This window comes from Aquitalea sp. LB_tupeE, assembly GCF_013391415.1.
Classification (GTDB): domain Bacteria; phylum Pseudomonadota; class Gammaproteobacteria; order Burkholderiales; family Chromobacteriaceae; genus Aquitalea.
This window is the reverse complement of record NZ_JACAXB010000033.1, coordinates 19,349-41,243: the sequence shown is the minus strand read 5'-3', so window position 1 is coordinate 41,243 and position 21,895 is coordinate 19,349. Positions and strand designations below refer to the sequence as shown.

Sequence of the window (21,895 nt, the reverse complement as noted above, 5' to 3'; positions counted from 1 at the left end):
ATTTTCCATCCCGTCAACACGCCGCACCAAGCGCTTTCGCGCGCTGCTGGCGCAACGTGGCATCTTGTTCTATAACTTCCTGCCAGCCTTGGAGATTTTTCTCCACAATATCGGCCAATGCTGCAATCCACTGCGGGTTGTCATTCAGACAATCTATGTAGCGGAAATCGCCTCCGCCAGCCTGTTGGAAGGTGTGCTTGCCTTCCATTGCTATTTCTTCCAGCGTTTCCAGACAGTCTGCGACAAATCCGGGGCAAATCACATCAAGCCGTTTGCAGCCTTCTTTACCCAGTTTTTCCAGCATTGCACTGGTATAGGGTTGAATCCATTCCGCCCGGCCAAAACGGCTTTGAAAACTCACCACATATTGCTCTCGATTCAACCCCAGCTTTTCTGCCAGTAGTCGCCCGGTTTTCAGGCATTCGCAGTGATAGGGGTCACCTTTGTCCAAGGTGAAGCGTGGTACACCATGAAAACTCATCAGCAGCTTTTCCGGTCGGCCATGTGCTCGCCAATGGGTCTCTACCTTCTGTGCCAAGGCATCGATATAGCCAGCGTCATCATGAAAGTGACGCACGGTGCGCAACTCCGGCATGTTGCGCAGCTTCATCAGCACACGATAGACGTCATCCAGTGCTGTTGCGCTGGAGGAGCCAGCGTATTGCGGGTAGAGCGGGATCACCAGCAGTCGGTCCACGCCTTGGGCGCGCATCTTCATGATGGCGGACTCGACCGATGGCTGACCGTAACGCATGGCGAAATCCACCACCACATTGCGCAGACCGCGCTCACCCAGCAGGCCTTTGAGCAGACTGGTCTGTTGGCGGGTGTAGGTAAACAGGGGGGAGCCCTCTGCTCGCCAGATGCTGGCATATTTTTCGGCCGACTGCTTTGGTCGGGTATTGAGGATGATGCCATTCAGGATCAGCCACCAGATGGCCTTGGGAATTTCAATGACCCGGGTGTCGGACAGGAATTGCTTGAGATAAGGGCGTACGGCCTGAGCGGTTGGCGCTTCGGGCGTGCCCAGATTGATCAGCAGGATGCCGATGCGAGCTTGTTGGTCGTGGCTGAATGGTGGTTCTGGAAGGTATCCGGACATGGGGTTCTCGCTACCTGTACAGGTTGTAACCGCCGGCACGGGGCCGGCAGTCTGAAAGGTTGATCACGGCTTAGTCGTCGCGCGCCGGTGCCAGCACCGTGCGGTTGCCATTGGTTTCCATTGCAGAAACCAGGCCTGCCATTTCCATTTGCTCAATGAGGCGTGCCGCGCGGTTGTAGCCGATGCGCAAATGTCGCTGCACCGAAGAAATCGACGCCTTGCGGGTTTTAACGACAATGGCCACGGCTTCGTCATACAGTGGGTCGGCCTCGCCATTGCCATCCACATCGCCGCCAGCGGGTGCACCGGCTTCATCCGCTTCGGCCTGACCGCTGAGTATGCCTTCGATGTAATCCGGCTCGCCGGTTGTTTTCAGGAATTCCACCACATGGTGGACTTCTTCGTCTGCCACGAAGGCACCATGCACCCGGTTCGGGTAGCCGGATCCTGGCGGCAGGTACAACATGTCGCCCTGGCCTAGCAGGGTTTCTGCGCCCATCTGGTCCAGAATGGTGCGGCTGTCGATCTTGCTGGATACCTGGAACGCAATACGGGTGGGAATATTGGCCTTGATCAGGCCGGTAATCACGTCAACCGACGGGCGCTGGGTGGCCAGAATCAGATGAATGCCTGCGGCACGAGCTTTTTGTGCCAAGCGGGCGATCAGTTCTTCGATTTTCTTGCCGGCCACCATCATCAGATCGGCCAATTCGTCAATCACCACCACGATCAGGGGCAGGGTGTCGAGCGGCTCTGGCGTTTCCGGGGTCAGGCTGAAGGGGTTGGGAATCTTCTCGCCAGTCTTTTCGGCATCCTTGATTTTCTGGTTGTAGCCAGCCAGATTGCGCACGCCCAGCTTGGACATCAGGCGATAGCGCCGCTCCATTTCGCCCACGCACCAGTTAAGCGCGTTGGCGGCCTGTTTCATGTCGGTCACCACCGGTGCCAGCAGGTGTGGAATGCCCTCATAGACTGACAACTCCAGCATCTTGGGGTCGACCATGATCAGTCGGACTTCGCGCGCGGTGGATTTGTACAGCAAGGACAGAATCATCGCGTTGATGGCCACAGACTTGCCCGAGCCTGTGGTGCCGGCCACCAGCACATGCGGCATTTTGGCTAGGTCTACCGAAACCGGCTGACCGGCAATATCCTTGCCGACGGCGATGGCCAGGCGGGAGCTCATGTTCTGATAGCCATCCGAGCCGATGATTTCCGACAGTCGCACAATCTGCCGCTTGGGGTTGGGTAGCTCCAGGCCCATATAGGTTTTGCCCGGAATGGTTTCCACCACCCGCACCGACACCAGTGACAGGGCGCGGGCCAGATCTTTCATCAGGTTGACGATCTGCGCACCTTTGACACCCACGGCAGGTTCGATTTCGTAGCGGGTAATCACCGGCCCGGGGTAGGCGGCAATCACCTTCACATCCACGCCGAAGTCGGCCAGCTTGCGCTCGATCAGGCGGGATGTGTACTCGACCGTCTCGGCAGAAACCGGCTCGTGCTGATCTTTGGGTGCTTCCAGCAGGCTCAGGCCGGGCAATTCGCCGCTATTGGGGTCGGCAAACAGCGACTGTTGCACCGGCTTTTGCGCCTTGGGTGATACCGCAATTTCCGCTGTCGTGGCTTCAATGCGCACCGGCGGCTTGTCTTCCTGCTTTTTCTTTTCGCTGCTGACTTTGACTTCACGTTGCTGGGCGGTTTCGCGACCGATTTCCCGGTCTTTGCGTGCCTGCCAGGCATGCCAAACCTTCAGCACGCCATCTTCCAGTGTGCCGCCGATTCTTTCCATGATGTCCAGCCAGGACAGGCCGGTAAACAGTGAAAAGCCGATGGCTGCGGTGACGGACAGCAAGAGGTAGGCACCAGATTGCCCCAGGCCATGCGCCAGCGCCTTGCCCAGCCAGTGGCCCAGCATGCCGCCCGGAGACAGCGGAAGATTGATTTGCTTGCCGGCCAGCACGATGCCTTCAACACTGGAACTGGACAGCAGCAACAGGAAGAAACCACCCATGGCCGCCAGCGTCATCGGATTCAGGCGGAACCCCAGGGTTTCCATGCGACGATAACCCCAGGCGATGGCCACTAGGCAAAACACCACCAGCCACCAGGCGGACAAGCCGAAGATATAAAGCAGCATATCTGACAGCCATGCGCCAAAGGCGCCACCGTAGTTGCGCACGGTGGGGTCGGATGAGCTGTGCGACCAGGAAGGGTCTTGTGGTGAGTAGCTGGCCAATACCAGTACCAGGTAGACCGCAGCCACCGCCATCAGCAACCACCATGCTTCACGTAGCAGGCTGGCAAGCTTGGGGGGCAATGGTGTCTGGCTGTTCTTGACGACGGCCTTTCTTTTGAAAAGTCGCATTTTTCTCGTTTAAGGCTAGGACAGGGGGTGATTATAGCCTGACAAGGCTGTTTGGCGTGCTTGCAGTTGTCAGACTTTGCTGTTGAGACAAGGGTTTCAGGCCGGATAGAGCGCACCGAGCACGCGCAAGCCAGCTGCACCCGTGACCTCCGGCAGGTTGGCAGGCAGGCGGTGACAAAAACGCCAGGCCAGCCAGGCAAATGCAGCGGCTTCCACTTGATGCACTGGCAAGCCCAATTCAGCTGTACTGCAAATGCGGATGTCCGCCAGCTGCTGTTGCAGCGCTTGCATCAATGCCGCATTGTGCGCACCACCACCACACACGTGCAGGCTCTGTGTTTCCGGGCAGTGGCGGCGTATCTCGCCGGCAATGCTGTGTGCAGTCAATTGCAGCAGCGTGTGCTGGACATCCGCCGCAACAAGAGTGGGCCAGGTGGCAAGTTGTTGATCCAGCCAGTTAAGATCAAACAAATCCCGTCCGGTGCTTTTTGGCGGCGGCAGCTTGAAATAGTCATCTGCCAACATTTGCTGCAGCAAAGGCTGATGCAGTTGGCCGCTGGCGGCCCAATCGCCATTGGCGTCATAGGCCTTGCCGGTGTGGCGCTGACACCAGGCGTCCAGCAACATATTGCCAGGGCCGCAGTCAAAACCGATTACCGGCAGGCTGCGATGCAGCCGTGTGAGGTTGCTGATGCCGCCTATATTCAGGATGACGCGGTTTTCCTTGTCACTGGCAAATACATCCTGATGAAAGGCTGGCACCAGCGGGGCGCCATGGCCACCGGCAGCCACATCGCGGCTGCGGAAATCACCAATCACATCGATGCCAGTCAGCTCGGCCAGCAGTGCATGATTGCCAATCTGCAAGGTATATCCGGCATGCGGGGCATGACGGATGGTCTGGCCATGACAGCCAATGGCGTGAATGGCCGAAGCGGGCAGGTCGGTCTTGGTCAGCAGTTGTGCCACGACTTCGGCATAGATGCGCGCCAAGGTATTCCCCAGGCGGGCGGCAAGGTCCAGTTCGTTGTGGCCGATGGCCTGCAACTGCAAGATTTGTTCGCGCACGGTAGCGGGGAAGGGCAGGAAGCAGTCCTCCACCACTTGCGGTTTGCCTTGGGCATTCATTTCCAGCAAAACGGCATCCACGCCATCCAGGCTGGTGCCGGACATCAGTCCGATATAGCGTTCAATCATGTCGGGTCGGCTTTTTATTCAGGGCAAGGTGATGCACACCACGCCATACACAACAAAGGGGCAGGCGGTTTTGCGGTAATCCCGCCAGTTTGCGATAATCCCGCTCTTTGCTGCCTGCCTTGCAGTTGCACTGCAATATACAGGGTTTGCCATGCATTGCAGACATTTCCCGTCGCAAGTACGGCGCTTTGCGTGGTCAGCCATCTTGTCACAGGCAGGAGATGGCCGATTGCCGACTCCTTTGCCGATCTGAAATATCACAATAATGAAGCTCACCCTGCTGATGCCAGGACTTGCCTGGCTGGACGCCCATGATGGCGCCGAAGTTTGCCGCGGGCTGTCATTGCCCGATTTGTCTTGCCTGCTGGGACGCGGCCACAGACGCAGCCAGGTTGTGTCCCTGACCAAGCTGTATGGCGGTGCTGCTTGCTTTCCTTTGCACGGTCTGGCTCACGCGCTGGCAGCACGCGCCGGACTGACGGGCGATCACTGGTTGCTGGCAGACCCGGTACACGTGCGCATCGATCGCGACCGTGCCTTGCTGGCCGATGTCGGCGTGATGCGACTGTCGCAGGATGAAGCCGATGCCATGGTGCAAAGCCTGAACCAGCACTTTGCCGAAGATGGCCTGACCTTCCATGCCATCGAGCCGGGGCGCTGGTTGCTGCAACTGCCAGAGCCCAGCCAGGCGCAATTCACCCCGCTGCCGGATGCGGTAGGCGAAAACGTGAATGAGCATCTGCCCGCAGGCGAGCGTGGTTTGCACTGGAGTCGCCTGCTTAACGAGATGCAGATGCTGCTTTATACCCATCCGGTGAATGACGCCCGCGAAATGCAGGGTGAACTGGCTGTCAACAGTGTCTGGCTGTGGGGTGATGGCCCAGCGGCAAGCCCGCTTGCAAAGCAAGAGCCCGCTGACCTGCTGCTATGCGATGACGACATCTTGCTGCAGCAGTCTGATTGCACCACAGATGCCATGCCTTATGACTTTGCCGGGCTGATGGCGCGCTGCACCACGCAGGCAGCCGACAGCCATGTGGTCGTGGTGCAGGACGCCTTGCTGTCAGCAGCGCAATACCGGGATGCCTGGGGCTGGCGCGAACAATTGCAGCGCATGGAAACCGACTGGTTCCAGCCACTATTGCAGACGCTAAAGCAGGGAAAACTGGCCGAATTGCAGCTGCAATGCCATGGCGCCGCCGGGTTCAACCTGCGCATTCGTCGCCGTGACGTGTGGAAATTCTGGCAGCGCCCGCAATCACCCGCCACCCTGTATTGAGAACTTCATGTCACGCATTGTTACCCGCAACATTCCCGATCAATACCACACAGCACTGATTGCCCAGGGCTTGAGCCCCTTGATGGCCAGGCTGTATGCCGCCCGCGGCATCGCCGGGTCGGATGAGCTGGACTACAGCCTCAAAGCGCTGCTGCCTTATCACAGCATGAAGAACATCACGGCCATGGCCAGTCGGCTGGCCGATGCGATTGCGGCCGGGCAACGCATGCTGGTGGTGGCCGACTACGACGCCGACGGGGCAACTGCCTGCTCGGTGGCGGTAAAAGGGTTGTCCATGCTGGGCGGCAAGGTGGACTTCATTGTGCCGAACCGTTTTGAATACGGTTACGGCCTGACCCCGGAAATTGTCGATCTGGCAGCGCAAAGCAAGCCGGACATCATCGTCACCGTTGATAACGGCATCGCCAGCGTGGCCGGGGTGGAGCGGGCACGGGCATTGGGCATCGAGGTACTGATTACCGACCACCACCTGCCCGGAGACACCTTGCCGCAGGCCTTGATCGTTAACCCGAATCAGCCGGGCTGCGCCTTTCCTTCCAAGCATCTGGCCGGGGTAGGGGTGATGTTTTATGTGTTGCTGGCTTTGCGTGCCGAGCAACGCCAACGCGGTATCTATGCTGGACGGACCGAACCCAATCTGGGCGAATTGCTGGACTACGTAGCACTGGGCACGGTAGCCGACGTGGTACGGCTGGATCAAAACAACCGCATTCTGGTGGAAAACGGCCTGCGCCGCATGCGTAGCGGCCGCATGGTGCCCGGCATCGCCGCACTGTTCCGCATTGCCGGGCGCGCACATTACAAGGCCAATACCTTTGACTTGGGCTTTACCTTGGGCCCCCGACTGAATGCAGCCGGTCGTCTGGATGACATGAGTCTGGGCATTGCCTGCTTGCTGTCCGGTACGGAAAGCCAAGCCATGACGCTGGCGCAAGAGCTGGACCGGCTAAACCGCGAGCGCCGGGTCATCGAGCACGGCATGCAGGATGAAGCCCTGGCGGTGCTGTCCAGCATCGACCCGGAAGACCGCTACACCCTTACCTTGTACCGGGATGACTGGCATCAAGGGGTCGTGGGCATTGTCGCCTCGCGGCTGAAAGAACGTTTCCACCGCCCGGCCATCGTATTTGCACCCGGCGATGAAGGCGAAATCAAGGGTTCCGGCCGTTCGATTCCCGGTTTCCATTTGCGTGATGCGCTGGACTTGGTGTTCAAGCGCAACCCAGGCTTGATCCTGAAATTTGGCGGCCATGCCATGGCGGCAGGCATGACGCTGGCAGAAGCAAGGTTTGCCGAATTCCAGCAGGCATTCGAGCAGGTGGCGCGTGAGTTGCTGGACGAAAACCAGCTCACCCGCACCATCGAAACCGATGGCAGCCTGGATGCGCGCGAACTCCATCTGCCCTTTGCCGAGCAGTTGGCGTCCGAGGTGTGGGGGCAAGGCTTCCCAGTGCCGTATTTCCACGACCGTTTTGCCGTAATGAGCCAGCGCGTGGTGGGTGATAAGCATCTGAAGCTGCGCATTGCCAAGCAAGGACAGGAGTTCGACGCCATGCTGTTCAATCAGGTGGACTGGCTGCCCGACAATATCAATGCGGTGTATCAGCTGGTGGCCAATGAATGGCAAGGGCGCAAGGAGCTGCAAATCTACCTACAGCATTGGGTGGCGGCAGACTGATGCCGTCCATGCGCGATGATTATTGTGGATAAACCGGCTGACCGATGGCCAGTTGATCGTCGTCGCGAAATTTACTGGCCGGCCCGGTAGACCAGCTCCAGCCAGTCAGGCTGCCATCCACACGCGCATAAATGCGTACCCAGCCACGCCCGATTCCGGTTTGCTTGCTGCCATCCTCCCGGTAGCGTGTGTCATTTTTCCAGTGCGCTCCGGCCGAGTCGATCACCTCCATCCGCCATTGGGTGCTTCCTTCCCGCAAGGGTGGCAGCGGAGGATCCAAGATTTCCGGCTTGCTGTTGACGATCATTACATGGCCGGTGTCCTTGGCATGCAGGTAACGCACGGCAAAAACATCACCTGCTTCCACATCCTGCATGCGCTCGCGCCGGACGAAGCCCTGACCAGCGGCAATTGCGGCGTAGTAATTCTCGGCCTTGGGGTATTCCTTCCAGTAAGTTCTGCGCACGCCATCCAGCACCAGACTGTCGGTACGCTGGAAAATGGCATCAAGCAAGCCACTGCAATCCGTTTGCACCGTGCTGTATTCGGCTCGGCCCAGCAAGCCGGTATCGCCTTGCCAACGCACCCAGCCATGATGCTGATAGCTGTTGTGCTCGGGGCTGACCTCTGCAAGCAGTTGCCGGGCCAGCTGCAAATGGGCTGGCAAGGTCGGGCCGTCGGCCCAGGCATGACCAACTATCAGGATGAACAATAAAAGGCAGCGCATGAATGATGAAACCAAAGTGTAAGGCGCAATTATTGCGCCCGCGCCAGGGTTTGTCAGCCACGCACTTGCGCAATAAAAATCAGATGAGACCCTGCGCCAGCATGGCATCGGCCACTTTGGCGAACCCGGCTATATTCGCTCCGCGTACATAACTGACACGTCCATCCTCCCCGCGCCCGTGATTGACACAGGCCTGGTGTATGCCCTGCATGATGGCATGCAAGCGCGCATCGACTTCCCCGTGCGTCCAGCTGATACGCGCTGCATTCTGGCTCATTTCCAGCCCCGAGGTTGCCACGCCACCAGCATTGCTGGCCTTGCCGGGGGCATACAGCACGTCAGCCTGTTCAAAGCATTGCACGGCTTGCCAGGTGGATGGCATATTGGCACCTTCGGCCACACAGCACACGCCATTGGCAATCAGACTGCGCGCATCATTTTCATCCAGTTCGTTCTGTGTGGCACAGGGCAGGGCCACATCAACAGCTACCTGCCAGGGGCGCTTGCCCAGCAAGAAGGGCAGGCCCAGTCGCGCTGCGTAATCGCTGATGCGTCCATACTGACGGTTCTTGACATCCATCAGCTCGGTCAGCTTGGCCGGGGTGAAACCCTGCTCATCCAGAACCGTGCCACTTGAATCCGAGGCAGTCAGGACTCTGGCACCCAGTTCCATGGCTTTGGCGATGGCATACTGCGCCACATTGCCAGAACCCGACACACTCACCCGCATGCCTTCCAGTGACAAGCCCCGCGTCTTAAGCATTTCTTGAGCAAAATATACGGTGCCAAATCCGGTTGCCTCCGGCCGCATCAGCGAGCCGCCAAAGCTCAAGCCTTTACCGGTAAACACACAATCCGCCCGATTACCCAGCTTTTTCACCATGCCTGCCATATAGGCAACTTCACGTCCACCCACGCCGATATCACCTGCCGGGACATCCGTGTCGGCGCCGATGTGGCGGTAAAGCTCGCAGGCAAAGGCCTGACAAAAGCGCATGACTTCGGCCTGGCTCTTGCCCTTGGGGTTGAAGTCTGATCCGCCTTTGGCACCGCCCATGGGCAGGGTGGTGAGTGCATTTTTAAGTGTTTGTTCGAAAGCCAGAAACTTGAGAACAGAAAGATTCACTGAGGGATGAAAGCGTATCCCGCCCTTGTACGGGCCAATGGCCATGCTGTGTTGCACCCGGTATCCACGATTGACCTGCACCCGACCATGATCATTCGTCCAACACACACGGAACATGATGATGCGCTCAGGTTCGGCCAGACGCTCCAGCAAAGCCTGATCGGTGTAGTGCGGATGCTGCCGCAAGAAGGGCTGCAAACTCTCGAATACTTCATGGACTGCTTGCAGGTATTCCGGTTGGTGGGGATTGCGCTGGCGCAGGTGCTCAAGGAAAAGCGTGCTATCAAACATGGCGTGTGTGAATGGCGAGTTTTCGAGGGCACAAGTTTAGCCAGCAAAGGAGCAGGGCAAGCCTGTCAGGGCGTCAATCAGGGCAAAATCGGAATAGTCTTTGCCTGCATGGAGAATATTCTTGGCTGCCACCGACCACTTTGACATGAATATGTACAAATTCAATCATGTTCGCTATGCTGGCTCGATTGTCATCCTGCCGAAAAGAAAATCATGACAGAACTGATATTGGGCCTGCTGTTGCTATGTACCTCCGCGAGCCTGCTAGCCTGTTTCCGGGGACTGCAGCGCCATGCAAGCGAGCGCCAGCAATGGCTGCAGCAAGAAGCGGGCTTGCAAGCGCGGCTGGAATCCCTACAGGAATCATTACAGCAGTTACGCCAGCAGTCTGATGTTCAATCCCGGGAGCTGAACGACTTGCGGACACAGTTGGCTGAAGCACAGCAACAAACGGCAGCCCACTGGGCCAGCAAGCAGGAGCAGGCCCGCCAGTTGGAGCAAACGCGCAACGACTGGCAGCGGCAAAGCCAACAGCTTCAGCAACAGGCCCAGGAACTGGTCCGCCTGAGCAATCGTGAGCAAGAGCTGCAAACCATGCTGCACATGGAACGTCAGCAAGCGGCAGATAAACTGGCCTTGCTGACCGAGGCCAAAGAGACGCTCAGCAATCAGTTCAAAGCGCTGGCCAATGACATCCTGGAAGAAAAGTCCAAACGCTTTGCCGAGCAGAATCAGCAGAGCCTGGGAGCCATGCTAGGGCCCTTGCACGAGCGCATTCAGGGCTTTGGCAAACTGGTGCAGGACACCTACGACAAGGACTCCAAGGAACGCCTGACCCTGGAGCAGGAATTGCGCCGCCTGCAAGAGATGAACACCCGCCTGAACCAGGATGCCATCGCCCTGACCCAGGCACTGACCGGCAGCAACAACAAGGCTCAGGGCAACTGGGGTGAAATGGTGCTGGAGAAGGTACTGGAAACGTCGGGCTTGAGCCGGGATCGTGAGTACCGTGTGCAGGTGTCCGATGTACTGGAAACAGAAGATGGCCTGAAGCGCTATCAGCCCGATGTGGTTATCGACCTGCCAGAAGGCAAACAGCTGGTAGTGGATTCCAAAGTGAGCCTCAACGCCTATGTGCGCTATGTCGCTAGCAGCGACGAGCCCGCCCGCGAACAGGCGCTTAAGGCACATGTCGCCGCCATCCGCCAACACATACGCAGCTTGTCCGAAAAGCGCTATCAGGACCTGTACCGGCTGAATACTGTGGATTTTGTTTTCATGTTCATTCCTGTGGAGCCCGCTTACTTGCTGGCGGTGCAGCATGACATGAGCTTGTTTAACGAGGCTTTTGAACGCCGCATCATGATTGTCGGTCCCAGCACCTTGCTGGCCACGCTACGTACCGTGGCCAGCATCTGGCGTTACGAGTACCAGAATCAGAACGCACAGGAAATTGCCCGACAAAGTGGTGCCATGTACGACAAGTTTGCCGGTTTTGTCAGCAATATGGAAAAACTGGGCAAACAGCTGGACAGTACCCGCGAGGTTTTTGGCGATGCCATGCGCCAGCTCTCGTCTGGACGTGGCAATCTGCTGGCCAGCGCGGAACGTCTGCGTAAGATGGGTATCAAGCACAGCAAGCAACTCCCTGGGCATCTGCTTAGTGATGTGGCAGAAGAGGGGAGTGATGAATGAATACGCTGATTTGGGGGTGAACTATTTGCGCCAAATGGTTAAGATAGCGCCGTTAAATCAGCAAGCATGACCGCAGCCTTCTTGCGGCCAGCATGACAAACAGGAGTATCAGTATGGTGTTCTTCAAGGTTCCGATGCGCAATTCCAGCGAATGGGAAAAAATGTATGACTTCATTATTGTTGAGATGAAGTCGGCAGATGAGCTGGACGATGTACTGTCAGCTACGCTGTATGATGTTTTCGGTGAATTTGACGACGAGCAACCGGAACACTGGCAGCCGCAACAGCTGACCCTGGAGCAGGCACTGGCTTCCGGCTGGCCGATTTTCAGCTATGCCATGTATCAGCGCGAAAAAGAAATTGCCTAAGCGTATTGCTTGCGCATTTAAAAGAAAAAGCCCTGCAATGCAGGGCTTTTTCATGCTTGCATGGCCAGATCAAGGGCAGGGGTTGGGAATTCGCGCATGAATGGCTTCCAGCTGCCGCAGTACTTCATCGTTCAGCGTGACGTGGATGCTATCCAGATTTTCCTGCAACTGTGCCAGCGTAGTCGCACCAATGATATTGCTGGTGACAAACGGACGGCTGTTGACAAAGGCAAGGGCCAGTTGCGCCGGACTGATTCCATGCTGCTGCGCCAGTTCCACATAAGCCTTGCTCGCCTCAGCAGCTGTCGGGCTGCTGTAGCGGGTAAAACGATCGAACAAGGTCAGGCGGCCGCCGGCTGGTCGTGCGCCATTCAGGTATTTACCTGTCAGCACACCAAAGGCCAGCGGCGAATAAGCCAGCAAACCGACATTTTCCCGTCGGCTGAATTCTGACAGGCCAATTTCATACAGCCGGTTTAGCAGGCTGTACGGGTTCTGGATACTCACCACGCGTGGCAAGCCAAGATTCTCCGAAGCCTTCAGAAACTGCGCCACACCCCATGGCGTTTCATTGGACAGGCCAATGGCGCGGACTTTTCCATCACGAATGAATTCCTGCAGGATGGACAGTGTTTCTTCAATCGGCGTACTGCCGACCGGGTCATCCTGCCAAGGAAAACCCAGAGTACCAAATGTGTTTGCAGTACGGTCCGGCCAGTGCAGCTGGTACAGGTCAAGATAATCAGTCTGCAGACGTCGCAGGCTATCGTTCAGCGCCTGCGTCAGATTCTTACGATCAAAGTGAGGGTTGCCATCACGAAAATGACTTGGCCGCTTGGGGTCGGTAGCCGGACCTGCCGCCTTGCTAGCCAGCACGATGCGATCACGCAGGCCGGTTTTTCTTAACCAGCTGCCAATATAGGACTCTGTCAGGCCTTGTGTCTCCGGGCGAGGTGGAACCGGATACATTTCTGCAGCATCTAGCAGATTCACCCCATGTTCAAGCGCCAGGTCAATCTGGCTATGCGCCTCGGCTTCGGTATTCTGTTCACCCCAGGTCATGGTTCCCAGAGCAATCACGCTTACTGATACATCTGTGTCGCCCAGCTTGCGATATTGCATGATTCGTATCTTTCCGTCAGGTGGGTGGAGAACTACATGGTACTGATGCGAACGATGACTGAGAAGTCATTTACTTCCATAAGCAATCCTCCGTATGTGAATACTTTAGTTCGCATAATATATATTATGTCAAATAATGCAAATATCATCCCAGAAACTTAATACCTGACCACAAGCAGTCAAGGCCTCACCGCTCTCGCGTCAGCTGCTTGGCAATGGGTATCAAAAAAGGCCCCGTGAGGCCTTTTTTGTTACAGCTGACTGGTCATACGCTGTCGACATTACTTTGCACTTCGCTTTCGCTCAGTACTTCTTGCGCCCAGACCACGGCTTCCATGTAGACACTGTTAACCTGGCCAATGTCCACTTCCATGCTGGCTGCCAGACGGGTGATGCTGTTGCTGTCATCCTGTTCGCAGGCTTTAGCCAGTTGCAATGGCGCGGCAAACAGGCCCTTGTCGTGCAACAAGGCATCCGAAATCATGAACGGCAGGTCCAATGGTTCCAGAGCTTCGCTTAGCGGCATGCTGAGCAAATCACCCAGTAAGGAGAACATGCCGGTCAGGAACAAGTGTTCGGCCTCAAGCTTGTTGCCGCGTACGATGCCAAGTTCTTCCATGAAATGAGCGCGGATCAGGGATTTTTCCAGCAAAGACAAGGTGGCGCCACTATCGCTTTCCGAGGTGAAAAGTAACAGGGACAGCCATTTGAACAAGGCATTGCGCCCAAGCAACATAAGGCCGTCTTCAATGGTCTGGATCTTGCGCGACAGGCCATTGACTGGCGAATTGACAAAGCGCAGCAGCTTGAACAGTAATACGGAGTCCAGTTTGAACTGGGCTTCAACATCTGCTGTGGGTGCATTGGCACGCAGCAGGCGCATGATTTCAAGCACCCTGCCCTGATTCGCCCCTTCTTTCTGGCTTACCCTTTGCTGGGCAACTGACAGATACGAGCCATGAAACAGGGCAAACCGCTCATTGTTTTTGGCATGGCGGCACAGCGCCAGTTCTTCTGCGGTATTGATGTTGCGTGCCAACCAGCGTAGTTGCGGATAACGCTGCGGCAGTTGTTCCAGCAAGGGAAACAAGGCGCGGGTATTGGGAGCGGCAAAGTCCAACACCAGATAATCCAACCTTTGATATAGCTCCAGTGCTGTGGGGCTGCTGCCATAGCGGGCAGGCTCAACAGCAAATCGCAGCCCTGCTGCGCGCAAGCCATCGAGTTGGGTAATCAGGTCTTCGGTCAGTTGTTCACCTTCCAGCAAATCGAGCAGGTAAATGGTGCTGTCCGAAGGTAGCTGTAGCGAGGGCAATTCATCCAGTGAGGCCAGCGAGACATGAATAAAGGCACGGCGGAAAGTCAGCAAACGGAAGATGTTCATGTTCTTCAGCGTGCTGAACAACAGGCGGTCAAACGTGCGCCGGCCGGCTGCGGTACGACTGCCACTTAGTCCATCCTTGACCGAGAACTCATAGGCAACAATGCGCTGCGACTTGTCCTGAATGGGCTGGTGGGAAACAAAGCCCAGTGTTTGCGGCAGATTGAGAGGTGCGCTGCTTGCGGCAGCCTCTTCCACTTGCACGGGCGCTTGGGCTGCCTGGGGAGTTTCCGGTGTGACCTGCTCTCCCCGATTGAGCAAGCCGCCGAATATCTTTTTAAACATTATTTACTCGCTGACATGAACAGTTAGCCATGCGGGCCAGCCAAAAAGACAGGCGATTAACCGCGCATGACAGTGTAGTCAGAATTGGCATGTATGGACAGTCTGATGTGAACAATCAGCTGTGGGCCGGAGACTTGCGCAGCCAGCACTCATCCAGGAAGACGCCGGCAAAGAAAGGCGTAAGCAGTTTGTCGGCATCCTGAACCAGGTCCACCACCTGATTAAGCAACCAGCTGTCGATCAAGCCGCAAATCGTTGAATGCAGGCAGCCGGCAGCGCAAGCCAGATCAATTCCTGGACGTACCAGTCCGGCTGCGGCAGCCTGGCTGAGGATGGTGTGCAGATTGCCTACCTTTTCCATCAGCCAGTTGCGGTCCATCAAATGGGAATTCTGCATTTCGCCCACGTATTCGCAACGCAGATTGATGATGCCGATAACCCGCGCAATGCGCGGTGTGGTGGTGACCAGTCGCAACACGCCGCAACTGTGCAGCCATAGCCGCTGTGCCGGGTTGAGTTCCGGGCAGTGGCCGGCTTGTAGCAATACCTCCATCATTTCTTCGAATGGAGGAAACGCACGATCACACATTGCGTTAAACAAGTCCGCCTTGTTGTCAAAGTGCCAGTAGATGGCGCCGCGGGTCAGGCCGGCGTATTCGGCAATGCTGGCCAGTGTGGTTTTGCTGACGCCTTGTTCCCAGAACAGATGTTCTGCTGCATCCAGCAACAGCTGCCTGGTTTTGTCAGCTTCTTCTTTCGTTTTGCGTGCCATGACGTCATCCATCCGGAAAAAATGACCGGGTACATTGCCCGGTCATTCTGTTTTTTCGGGGAGCACACTGACGCGCACTCCCGTATTACCTGCAGAAAGGCCGGGATTCTACCCGCCTTTGCTGCCCTGCTCTACCGGCTGCCACCCCCCTCCCAGTACCTTGTACAGCGTTACCAGGTTAGAGGCCTGCGACAGTTGCGTGCTGATCAGATCCTGCTGCGCGCTGTAGAGCGTACGCTGCGCCACCAGCAAGGTCAGATAGCTGTCAATACCCGCTTTGAATCGCGCTTCGGACAATTGCAAACTGCGTTGGCTGGACTGTACCAGTGCCTGTTGCGCCTTCAACTGGGTTCCCACGGTGCCGCGAATAGCCAGCGCGTCGGACACTTCGCGAAATGCGGTCTGCACGGCCTTGTCATACTTGGCAACCGCGATTTCCCGCGCCACTTTGGCTGATTCAAGATTGGCACTCAAGCTGCCGGCATTGAAGATGGGCAGGTTGATGGACGGGCTGAACGACCAGGCTCCACTGCCCGCCTTGAACAGATCAGACAGGTTGCTGGAGCTGGCTCCGGCACTTGCCGTGAGGCTGATGCTGGGGAAGAACTTGGCACGTGCCGCACCGATATTGGCATCGGCCGCTTTCAGGTCGTGTTCGGCCGCCAGAATGTCCGGGCGGCGTTGCAGCAAGGAGGACGGCAGACCGGCTGGCAGGTCTGCCAGCTGTCCCGGCAGCAGCTGGGCATTGCTGCTGCGCAGATCATCCGGCAGGGCCGTACCCAGCAGCAGCGTCAGCGCGTTTTCGTCCTGCGCCACCTGGCTCTGGTAACTGGCCTGGGCCGACTGGGCAGATTGCACCGTGGTTTCGGCACTGCTCAGGTCCAGGTCGGTGGCTGCACCCAGTTCCAGCTTGCGGCGTGTCAGTTCCAGCGAAGCCAGTTGTGATTGCAGTGTGTTTTCAGCCACCTTCAGATGTTGGCGGTCTGCCAGCAAGGTCAGGTAGGCATTGGCCACTTCGGCAACCAGCGAAATTTGCGTGCTGCGGCGGGTTTCTTCCAGCGAGAAGAAGTTTTCCAGTGCTTGTTGCTTCAAGCTGGACAGGCGCCCAAAGATATCCAGTTCGTAAGCACTGAAACCCAGGCCTGCGCTGTAACTGTGGCTGATATAGGCACTGCCGGTGCTGCTGCTATTGGCAGAAATGCGCTGATTGGTGCCACTGCCGCTGGCGCTGATGACCGGAAACAGATTGGCCTTCTGAATCTGGTAGCTCGCTCTTGCCGTTTCGATATTCAAAGCCGCCACGCGCAGATCGCGGTTGTTTTCCAGTGCCAGGCGGATCAAGCGCTGCATGGCAGGGTCGGTAAAGAATTGCTGCCAGGCCAATTGAGCAGCATCCGTGCTACCAGCCTTGTCAGCCGGAACGCCCTGGTAGGCCGGACCAGTAGGCCATTGAGCGGGTAATACATTGGCCGGTTGCTGGTAAACCGGAATCAGCGAGCAGCCCGCCAGCGCACTAGCCAGCATGCCCAGACTGAAAACCTTGATAAAGCGGGACATTACAGGCCCTCCTTGCTGATGCCGTGCATGTCATCCGCCAGTTTCTTGGGCGGGAAGCGACGGCGGACGACCACGAAGAATACCGGAACCAGGAAAATTGCCAGCACGGTGGCAGAAATCATGCCGCCCATTACGCCAGTACCAATGGCGTTCTGGCTGCCTGAGCCCGCGCCATGGCTGATAACCAGCGGCAAAATACCCAGAATGAAAGCCAGCGAAGTCATCAGGATGGGACGTAGACGCATGCGCACGGCTTCCATGGTGGCGGCAATCAATTCCTTGCCGTGCTCTTGCTGCTCCTTGGCAAACTCCACAATCAAAATGGCGTTTTTCGCCGCCAGACCAATGGTGGTGAGCAAACCTACCTGGAAGTACACGTCATTGGTGAGCCCGCGCAGGCTGGCTGCTAGCAAGGCACCAATCACGCCCAGCGGCACCACCATCATCACCGAGAACGGAATCGACCAGCTTTCATACAGCGCAGCCAGGCACAGGAACACAATCAGCAAGGAAATGGCATACAGTGCCGGGGCCTGAGAGCCGGACAAGCGTTCTTCATAAGACAGACCGGTCCATTCAAAACCAATGCCGGCAGGCAATTGCTTGATCAGGTTTTCCATTTCCGTCATGGCCGTACCGGTACTGACGCCAGCTGCCGGAGAGCCCTGGATTTCCACCGACGACTGGCCGTTATAACGCTCAAGACGCGGAGAACCAAAGCCCCAGTGCGAACTGGCAAAGGCCGAGAATGGCACCATGGCACCGCTGCTGTTGCGTACATACCAGTTGGACAAATCTTCCGGCGACATGCGATAAGGCGCATCACCTTGCAGGTATACCTTCTTGATACGGCCACGGTCGATGAAGTCATTGACGTAACTGGAGCCAATTGCCGTACTCAGGGTGGTATTGATGTCCGACACCGACACGCCCAGTGCATTGGCTTTTTCGTGGTCGACATCCAGCAGGTATTGCGGATTGTCACTCAAGCCGTTGGGTCGTACTGCCATCAGCTTGGGATTCTTCGCCGCCATGCCCAGCAACTGGTTACGCGCAGCCATCAGCTTGTCATGCCCCAGCCCTGCACGGTCTTGCAATTGCAGGTCGAAGCCGGACGCATTACCCAGTTCCATCACGGCTGGCGGGGCAAAGGCAAAGATCATCGCGTCGCGAATCTGGCTGAAAGCACCCATGGCCCGGCCAGCCACAGCCTTGACGGTGAGGTCCGGGCGATTGCGCTCGTCCCAGGGCTTGAGCTGGACAAAGCCCAGGCCCATGTTCTGACCGCTACCGGCAAAACCAAAGCCAGAAACGGTAAACAGCGAGCTGACGGCAGGGTCGTTCAGGAAGTGCTTTTGTACTTGCAGCAGCGCAGCATCGGTACGTTCCTGCGTGGCACCCGGTGGCAATTGCACTTGGGTAAACAGGATGCCCTGGTCTTCTTCCGGCAGGAAGGACGTGGGCAGGCGCATGAACAACACCGCCATGGCAATGATGATGCCAGCGTAAATCACCATATAACGCAGGCTCTTGGTCAGCATGCGCGACACAATGCCCTGATAACGCTCGTTATTACGGTCGAAGGTGCGGTTGAACCAGCCGAATACGCCGGTGTATTCATGACCGACGCCATGACCCTTCTCTACCGGCTTGAGCAAGGTGGCACACAGTGCCGGAGTCAGCACCAGCGCCACCAGCACCGACAGCGCCATGGAGGACACCACGGTAATGGAGAACTGGCGATAGATCACCCCGGTGGAGCCGCCAAAGAAGGCCATCGGCACGAACACCGCAGCCAGCACCAGCGCAATACCGATCAACGCGCCAGTAATCTGCCCCATCGATTTACGGGTGGCTTCACGCGGTGGCAAGCCCTCCTCGCTCATCACCCGCTCCACGTTTTCTACCACCACAATGGCATCATCCACCAGCAGGCCGATGGCCAGCACCAGACCGAACATGGTCAGTGTATTGATGGAAAAGCCGGTAGCCGCCATCACACCAAAAGTACCCAGCAGCACCACCGGCACGGCGATGGTGGGAATCAGCGTGGCGCGGAAGTTTTGCAAGAAGACGTACATCACCACAAACACCAAGGCAATGGCTTCAACCAGGGTCTTGACCACTTCTTCGATGGAAATCTTCACGAAGGGGGTGGTGTCGTAGGGATAAACCGCCTTCACACCCTTGGGGAAGTAGGCCGACAGTTCGGTCACCTTGTTGCGCACGGCCTGAGCGGTATCCAGCGCATTGGCCCCACTAGCCAGTTTGATGGCCACACCGGTTGCCGGTTTGCCATTAAACAAGGCTTTGGTGCGGTAGGTTTCCGCACCCAGCTCGATACGGGCCACGTCTTTCAGGAGCACGCGCGAGCCATCGGCACTTACCTTCAGCAAGATCTTGCCAAACTGTTCGGCGCTGGACAGGCGGGTTTGCGCCACGATGGTGGCATTCAGCTGCTGACCCGGTTTGGCAGGCAGGCCGCCCAATTGACCGGCCGATACCTGCGCATTTTGGGCGGTAATGGCCGTGGTGACGTCTGCGGTAGTCAGCTGGTAGCTGTTGAGCTTGTTCGGGTCCAGCCAGATACGCATGGCGTATTGCGAACCAAACAAGGTGACTTCCCCTACTCCGTTCACCCGGCTGAGCGAATCCTGCAGATTACTGGCAACGTAATCGCCCAGGTCAGTGCCGGTCATGCTGCCGTCTTCGGAAACAAAGCCCACCACCATCAGGAAGTTACGCGCTGATTTGGTGACGGTAATGCCCTGCTGCTGCACCACGGTCGGCAAGGTGGCCATGGCCGATTGCAGCTTGTTTTGCACCTGTACCTGCGCGGTATCCGGATTGGTCCCGGCGTCGAAGGTCATGGTAATGGTGACCGCACCGGTGTCATCACTGGTGGAGTTCATGTAACGCAGGTGGTCGATACCCTGCATTTTCTGTTCGATCACCTGAGTGACACTGTCTTCTACGGTTTTGGCCGACGCGCCCGGATAAGTGGCGTTGATGGCGATCTGCGGCGGTGCAATGGCCGGATATTGCGATATCGGCAAGCTACGGATCGACAACAAACCCGCCAGCATGATCACGATGGCAATCACCCAGGCAAAGATTGGCCGGTCGATAAAAAATTTGGACATGAATCTTTCCCTGATTTACTTGGCGGCAGAGGCATTGGACTTCAGCGGCTCGGGCTTGACGGTGGCGCCATCCTGCACCTTCATCAGGCCTTCCACCACGATGCGCTCGCCGCCTTGCAGGCCGCCATCCACCAGCCATTTGTCACCAATGGTCTGACTGGTCTTGATGGTGCGGGCATGCACCTTATTATCCCGGTCTACCACCATGACCACGGCCTCACCTTTCTGGTTGCGGCTCACGGCAGGCTGAGGAACCAGCAAGGCGTTATGACGCACACCCTGCTCCAGCCGTGCGCGCACAAACATGCCGGGCAACAGCTCACCAGTCGGGTTAGCAAAGGTGGCGCGCAAGGTCACCATGCCGGTGCCTGAATCAACGGTAATGTCAGAGAACTCAAGCTCACCAGGCTGTGCATATTCGCTGCCGTCTTCCAGGATCAGCTTTACCTTGGCCTTGCCAGACTGGTTCTGCAAAGCGCCCTTGGCAAAGTCACGACGCAGACGCAGCAAATCGGTGCTGGACTGGGTCATATCCACATAGGCAGTGGACAGCTGCTGTACGGTAGCGAGGGCCGTGGTCTGATTGGCCGTGACCAGCGCACCTGCGGTCACGCTGGATTTGCCGATCCGGCCGCTGACTGGCGCGGTAATGCGGGTATAAGCCAGATTGATACGGGCAGTCTCCACTGCAGCCTTGGCGGTGGCCACATCGGCGCGCGCCTGCAGCAGGGCAGCTCGCGCGTCATCGTTGTCCTGGCTGCTGATGGCCTTGATTTCAACCAGCTGCGAATAGCGCTTGGCTTTCAAGTCAGCCGAGGTCAGTGTCGCCTCGGCCTTGGCCAGGCTGGCCTGGGCTGTTTGATAGGCGGCCTGATAGGTGTCAGGGTTGATCTGATACAGGACTTGGCCTGCCTTGACGTTGCTACCTTCAGTAAACAGGCGTTTCTGGATAATGCCGCCAACCTGGGGGCGGATTTCGGCAACAGTGAAGGCGGAAATACGCGCTGGCAGTTCGCGGGTGATGACAGTATCCTGCGGCTGCAGCGTGATCACGCCGACGCTGGCCGGGCCGGCAGCAGGCATGCCGGCGTTTTGCGACTGACCGCAGCTGCTCAGTGCGGCTGTCAGCAGCAAAGCGGCAACAGCCTTGAGTGCGGGTGTGGCTTGCTTGATGTGCATAGACATTCCAGTTCTTGATTTTATGAAAGCTGCGCTGAGCCAGTGCATGGCTGCCCAGTTCATGATGCAGTACCGGCATTTTAAATACATACGCGTTTGTATGCATTAATTTTTGCGGAGAAAAAATGTAAAGGACAGCCGCTGACCAAGCGGCAAGCGTGAAAACTAGCGAGTTTTCGTGTGATTTATTACGTTTTAGTCGAATGTTTTGTTAACGACGATTAATAAAAATGACTTTTTTGCCACACCACGTATTTTTACTTAGTATATTTTCGTGGTTTTTGTCATGTTGGCGATGCGGCAAGCATGCAGCAGAGTTATGATCAAAGCGTCAGACAGCCAAGCAAAGCCAAACGAAGAGAACAAGCCTTGAATACTGGGTGAACAAGCAGACCGGCCCTGGGGAGGGTCACTGCAGCGGGAGAATAGCATCGGGGAAGATGCGAAGTAGCCGGAAGTACGCACAAGCCGTGAGCAAAGTCAGCATCGGGTGGGGACCTCGCTGACACGCACCAGAAACGGCATGAAAAATGAAGGGCAAAACTTGAAAGGCCGCGCAAGCGGCCTTTTCTTATTATGCCAGCCGCGGCTGCAAACCAGC

The 21,895-nt window shown here is 57.1% G+C and carries 15 protein-coding genes; 4 read left to right on the top strand and 11 right to left on the bottom strand.

Annotation, left to right across the window (positions count from 1 at the left end; genetic code table 11):
* Window positions 1-13: 13 nt before the first annotated feature.
* From hemH to HWX34_RS16830, 3 genes are all read right to left on the bottom strand, one after another.
* A complete protein-coding gene (gene hemH, locus HWX34_RS16840) occupies window positions 14-1,102 on the bottom strand; it encodes a ferrochelatase (protein ID WP_178973337.1) in 1,089 nt (362 codons plus the stop codon).
* A gap of 70 nt (window positions 1,103-1,172) precedes the next feature.
* Window positions 1,173-3,473 (bottom strand): DNA translocase FtsK, encoded by a 2,301-nt coding sequence (locus HWX34_RS16835; protein WP_178973336.1) that lies wholly within the window; start codon window positions 3,471-3,473, stop codon window positions 1,173-1,175.
* Window positions 3,474-3,569: 96 nt separating this feature from the next.
* Window positions 3,570-4,670, bottom strand: coding sequence for an anhydro-N-acetylmuramic acid kinase (locus HWX34_RS16830; protein ID WP_178973335.1), 1,101 nt, complete (start codon window positions 4,668-4,670; stop codon window positions 3,570-3,572).
* A gap of 265 nt (window positions 4,671-4,935) precedes the next feature.
* On the opposite strand from HWX34_RS16830, the gene HWX34_RS16825 reads away from it, so the two are divergent.
* Together HWX34_RS16825 and recJ are read left to right on the top strand one after the other, a co-directional pair.
* A complete protein-coding gene (locus HWX34_RS16825; protein ID WP_178973334.1) occupies window positions 4,936-5,949 on the top strand; it encodes a hypothetical protein in 1,014 nt (337 codons plus the stop codon).
* A gap of 7 nt (window positions 5,950-5,956) precedes the next feature.
* On the top strand, window positions 5,957-7,648 hold the full coding sequence (recJ, locus tag HWX34_RS16820; RefSeq protein ID WP_178973333.1) for a single-stranded-DNA-specific exonuclease RecJ: 1,692 nt from the start codon (window positions 5,957-5,959) through the stop codon (window positions 7,646-7,648).
* Window positions 7,649-7,667: 19 nt separating this feature from the next.
* Here the strand turns inward: recJ and HWX34_RS16815 are convergent, their stop codons facing one another.
* On the bottom strand, window positions 7,668-8,375 hold the full coding sequence (locus tag HWX34_RS16815) for a hypothetical protein (protein ID WP_178973332.1): 708 nt from the start codon (window positions 8,373-8,375) through the stop codon (window positions 7,668-7,670).
* 79 nt (window positions 8,376-8,454) lie between these two features.
* A complete protein-coding gene (gdhA, locus tag HWX34_RS16810; protein ID WP_178973331.1) occupies window positions 8,455-9,792 on the bottom strand; it encodes an NADP-specific glutamate dehydrogenase in 1,338 nt (445 codons plus the stop codon).
* A gap of 213 nt (window positions 9,793-10,005) precedes the next feature.
* Here gdhA and rmuC point away from each other — a divergent pair, with 213 nt between their 5' ends.
* Complete coding sequence (gene rmuC / locus HWX34_RS16805) at window positions 10,006-11,487, top strand: DNA recombination protein RmuC (RefSeq protein ID WP_178973330.1); 1,482 nt, start codon at window positions 10,006-10,008, stop codon at window positions 11,485-11,487.
* 113 nt (window positions 11,488-11,600) lie between these two features.
* Complete coding sequence (locus HWX34_RS16800) at window positions 11,601-11,855, top strand: hypothetical protein (RefSeq protein WP_045846938.1); 255 nt, start codon at window positions 11,601-11,603, stop codon at window positions 11,853-11,855.
* 69 nt (window positions 11,856-11,924) lie between these two features.
* Here the strand turns inward: HWX34_RS16800 and HWX34_RS16795 are convergent, their stop codons facing one another.
* The 6 genes from HWX34_RS16795 to HWX34_RS16770 form a co-directional block, all read right to left on the bottom strand.
* Window positions 11,925-12,977, bottom strand: coding sequence for an NADP(H)-dependent aldo-keto reductase (locus HWX34_RS16795; protein WP_178973329.1), 1,053 nt, complete (start codon window positions 12,975-12,977; stop codon window positions 11,925-11,927).
* 265 nt (window positions 12,978-13,242) lie between these two features.
* Window positions 13,243-14,643, bottom strand: coding sequence for an EAL and HDOD domain-containing protein (locus HWX34_RS16790; RefSeq protein WP_178973328.1), 1,401 nt, complete (start codon window positions 14,641-14,643; stop codon window positions 13,243-13,245).
* 115 nt (window positions 14,644-14,758) lie between these two features.
* Window positions 14,759-15,415 (bottom strand): TetR family transcriptional regulator, encoded by a 657-nt coding sequence (locus HWX34_RS16785; RefSeq protein WP_178973327.1) that lies wholly within the window; start codon window positions 15,413-15,415, stop codon window positions 14,759-14,761.
* Between the two features lie 108 nt (window positions 15,416-15,523).
* Entirely contained in the window at window positions 15,524-16,972 is a 1,449-nt protein-coding gene (locus tag HWX34_RS16780) for an efflux transporter outer membrane subunit (protein WP_178973326.1), read from the bottom strand.
* Complete coding sequence (locus HWX34_RS16775; RefSeq protein ID WP_178973325.1) at window positions 16,972-20,115, bottom strand: efflux RND transporter permease subunit; 3,144 nt, start codon at window positions 20,113-20,115, stop codon at window positions 16,972-16,974. The genes HWX34_RS16780 and HWX34_RS16775 overlap by 1 nt, the downstream gene beginning before the upstream one ends.
* Before the next feature lie 15 nt (window positions 20,116-20,130).
* Window positions 20,131-21,294 (bottom strand): efflux RND transporter periplasmic adaptor subunit, encoded by a 1,164-nt coding sequence (locus HWX34_RS16770; RefSeq protein WP_178973324.1) that lies wholly within the window; start codon window positions 21,292-21,294, stop codon window positions 20,131-20,133.
* Window positions 21,295-21,895 lie beyond the last annotated feature (601 nt).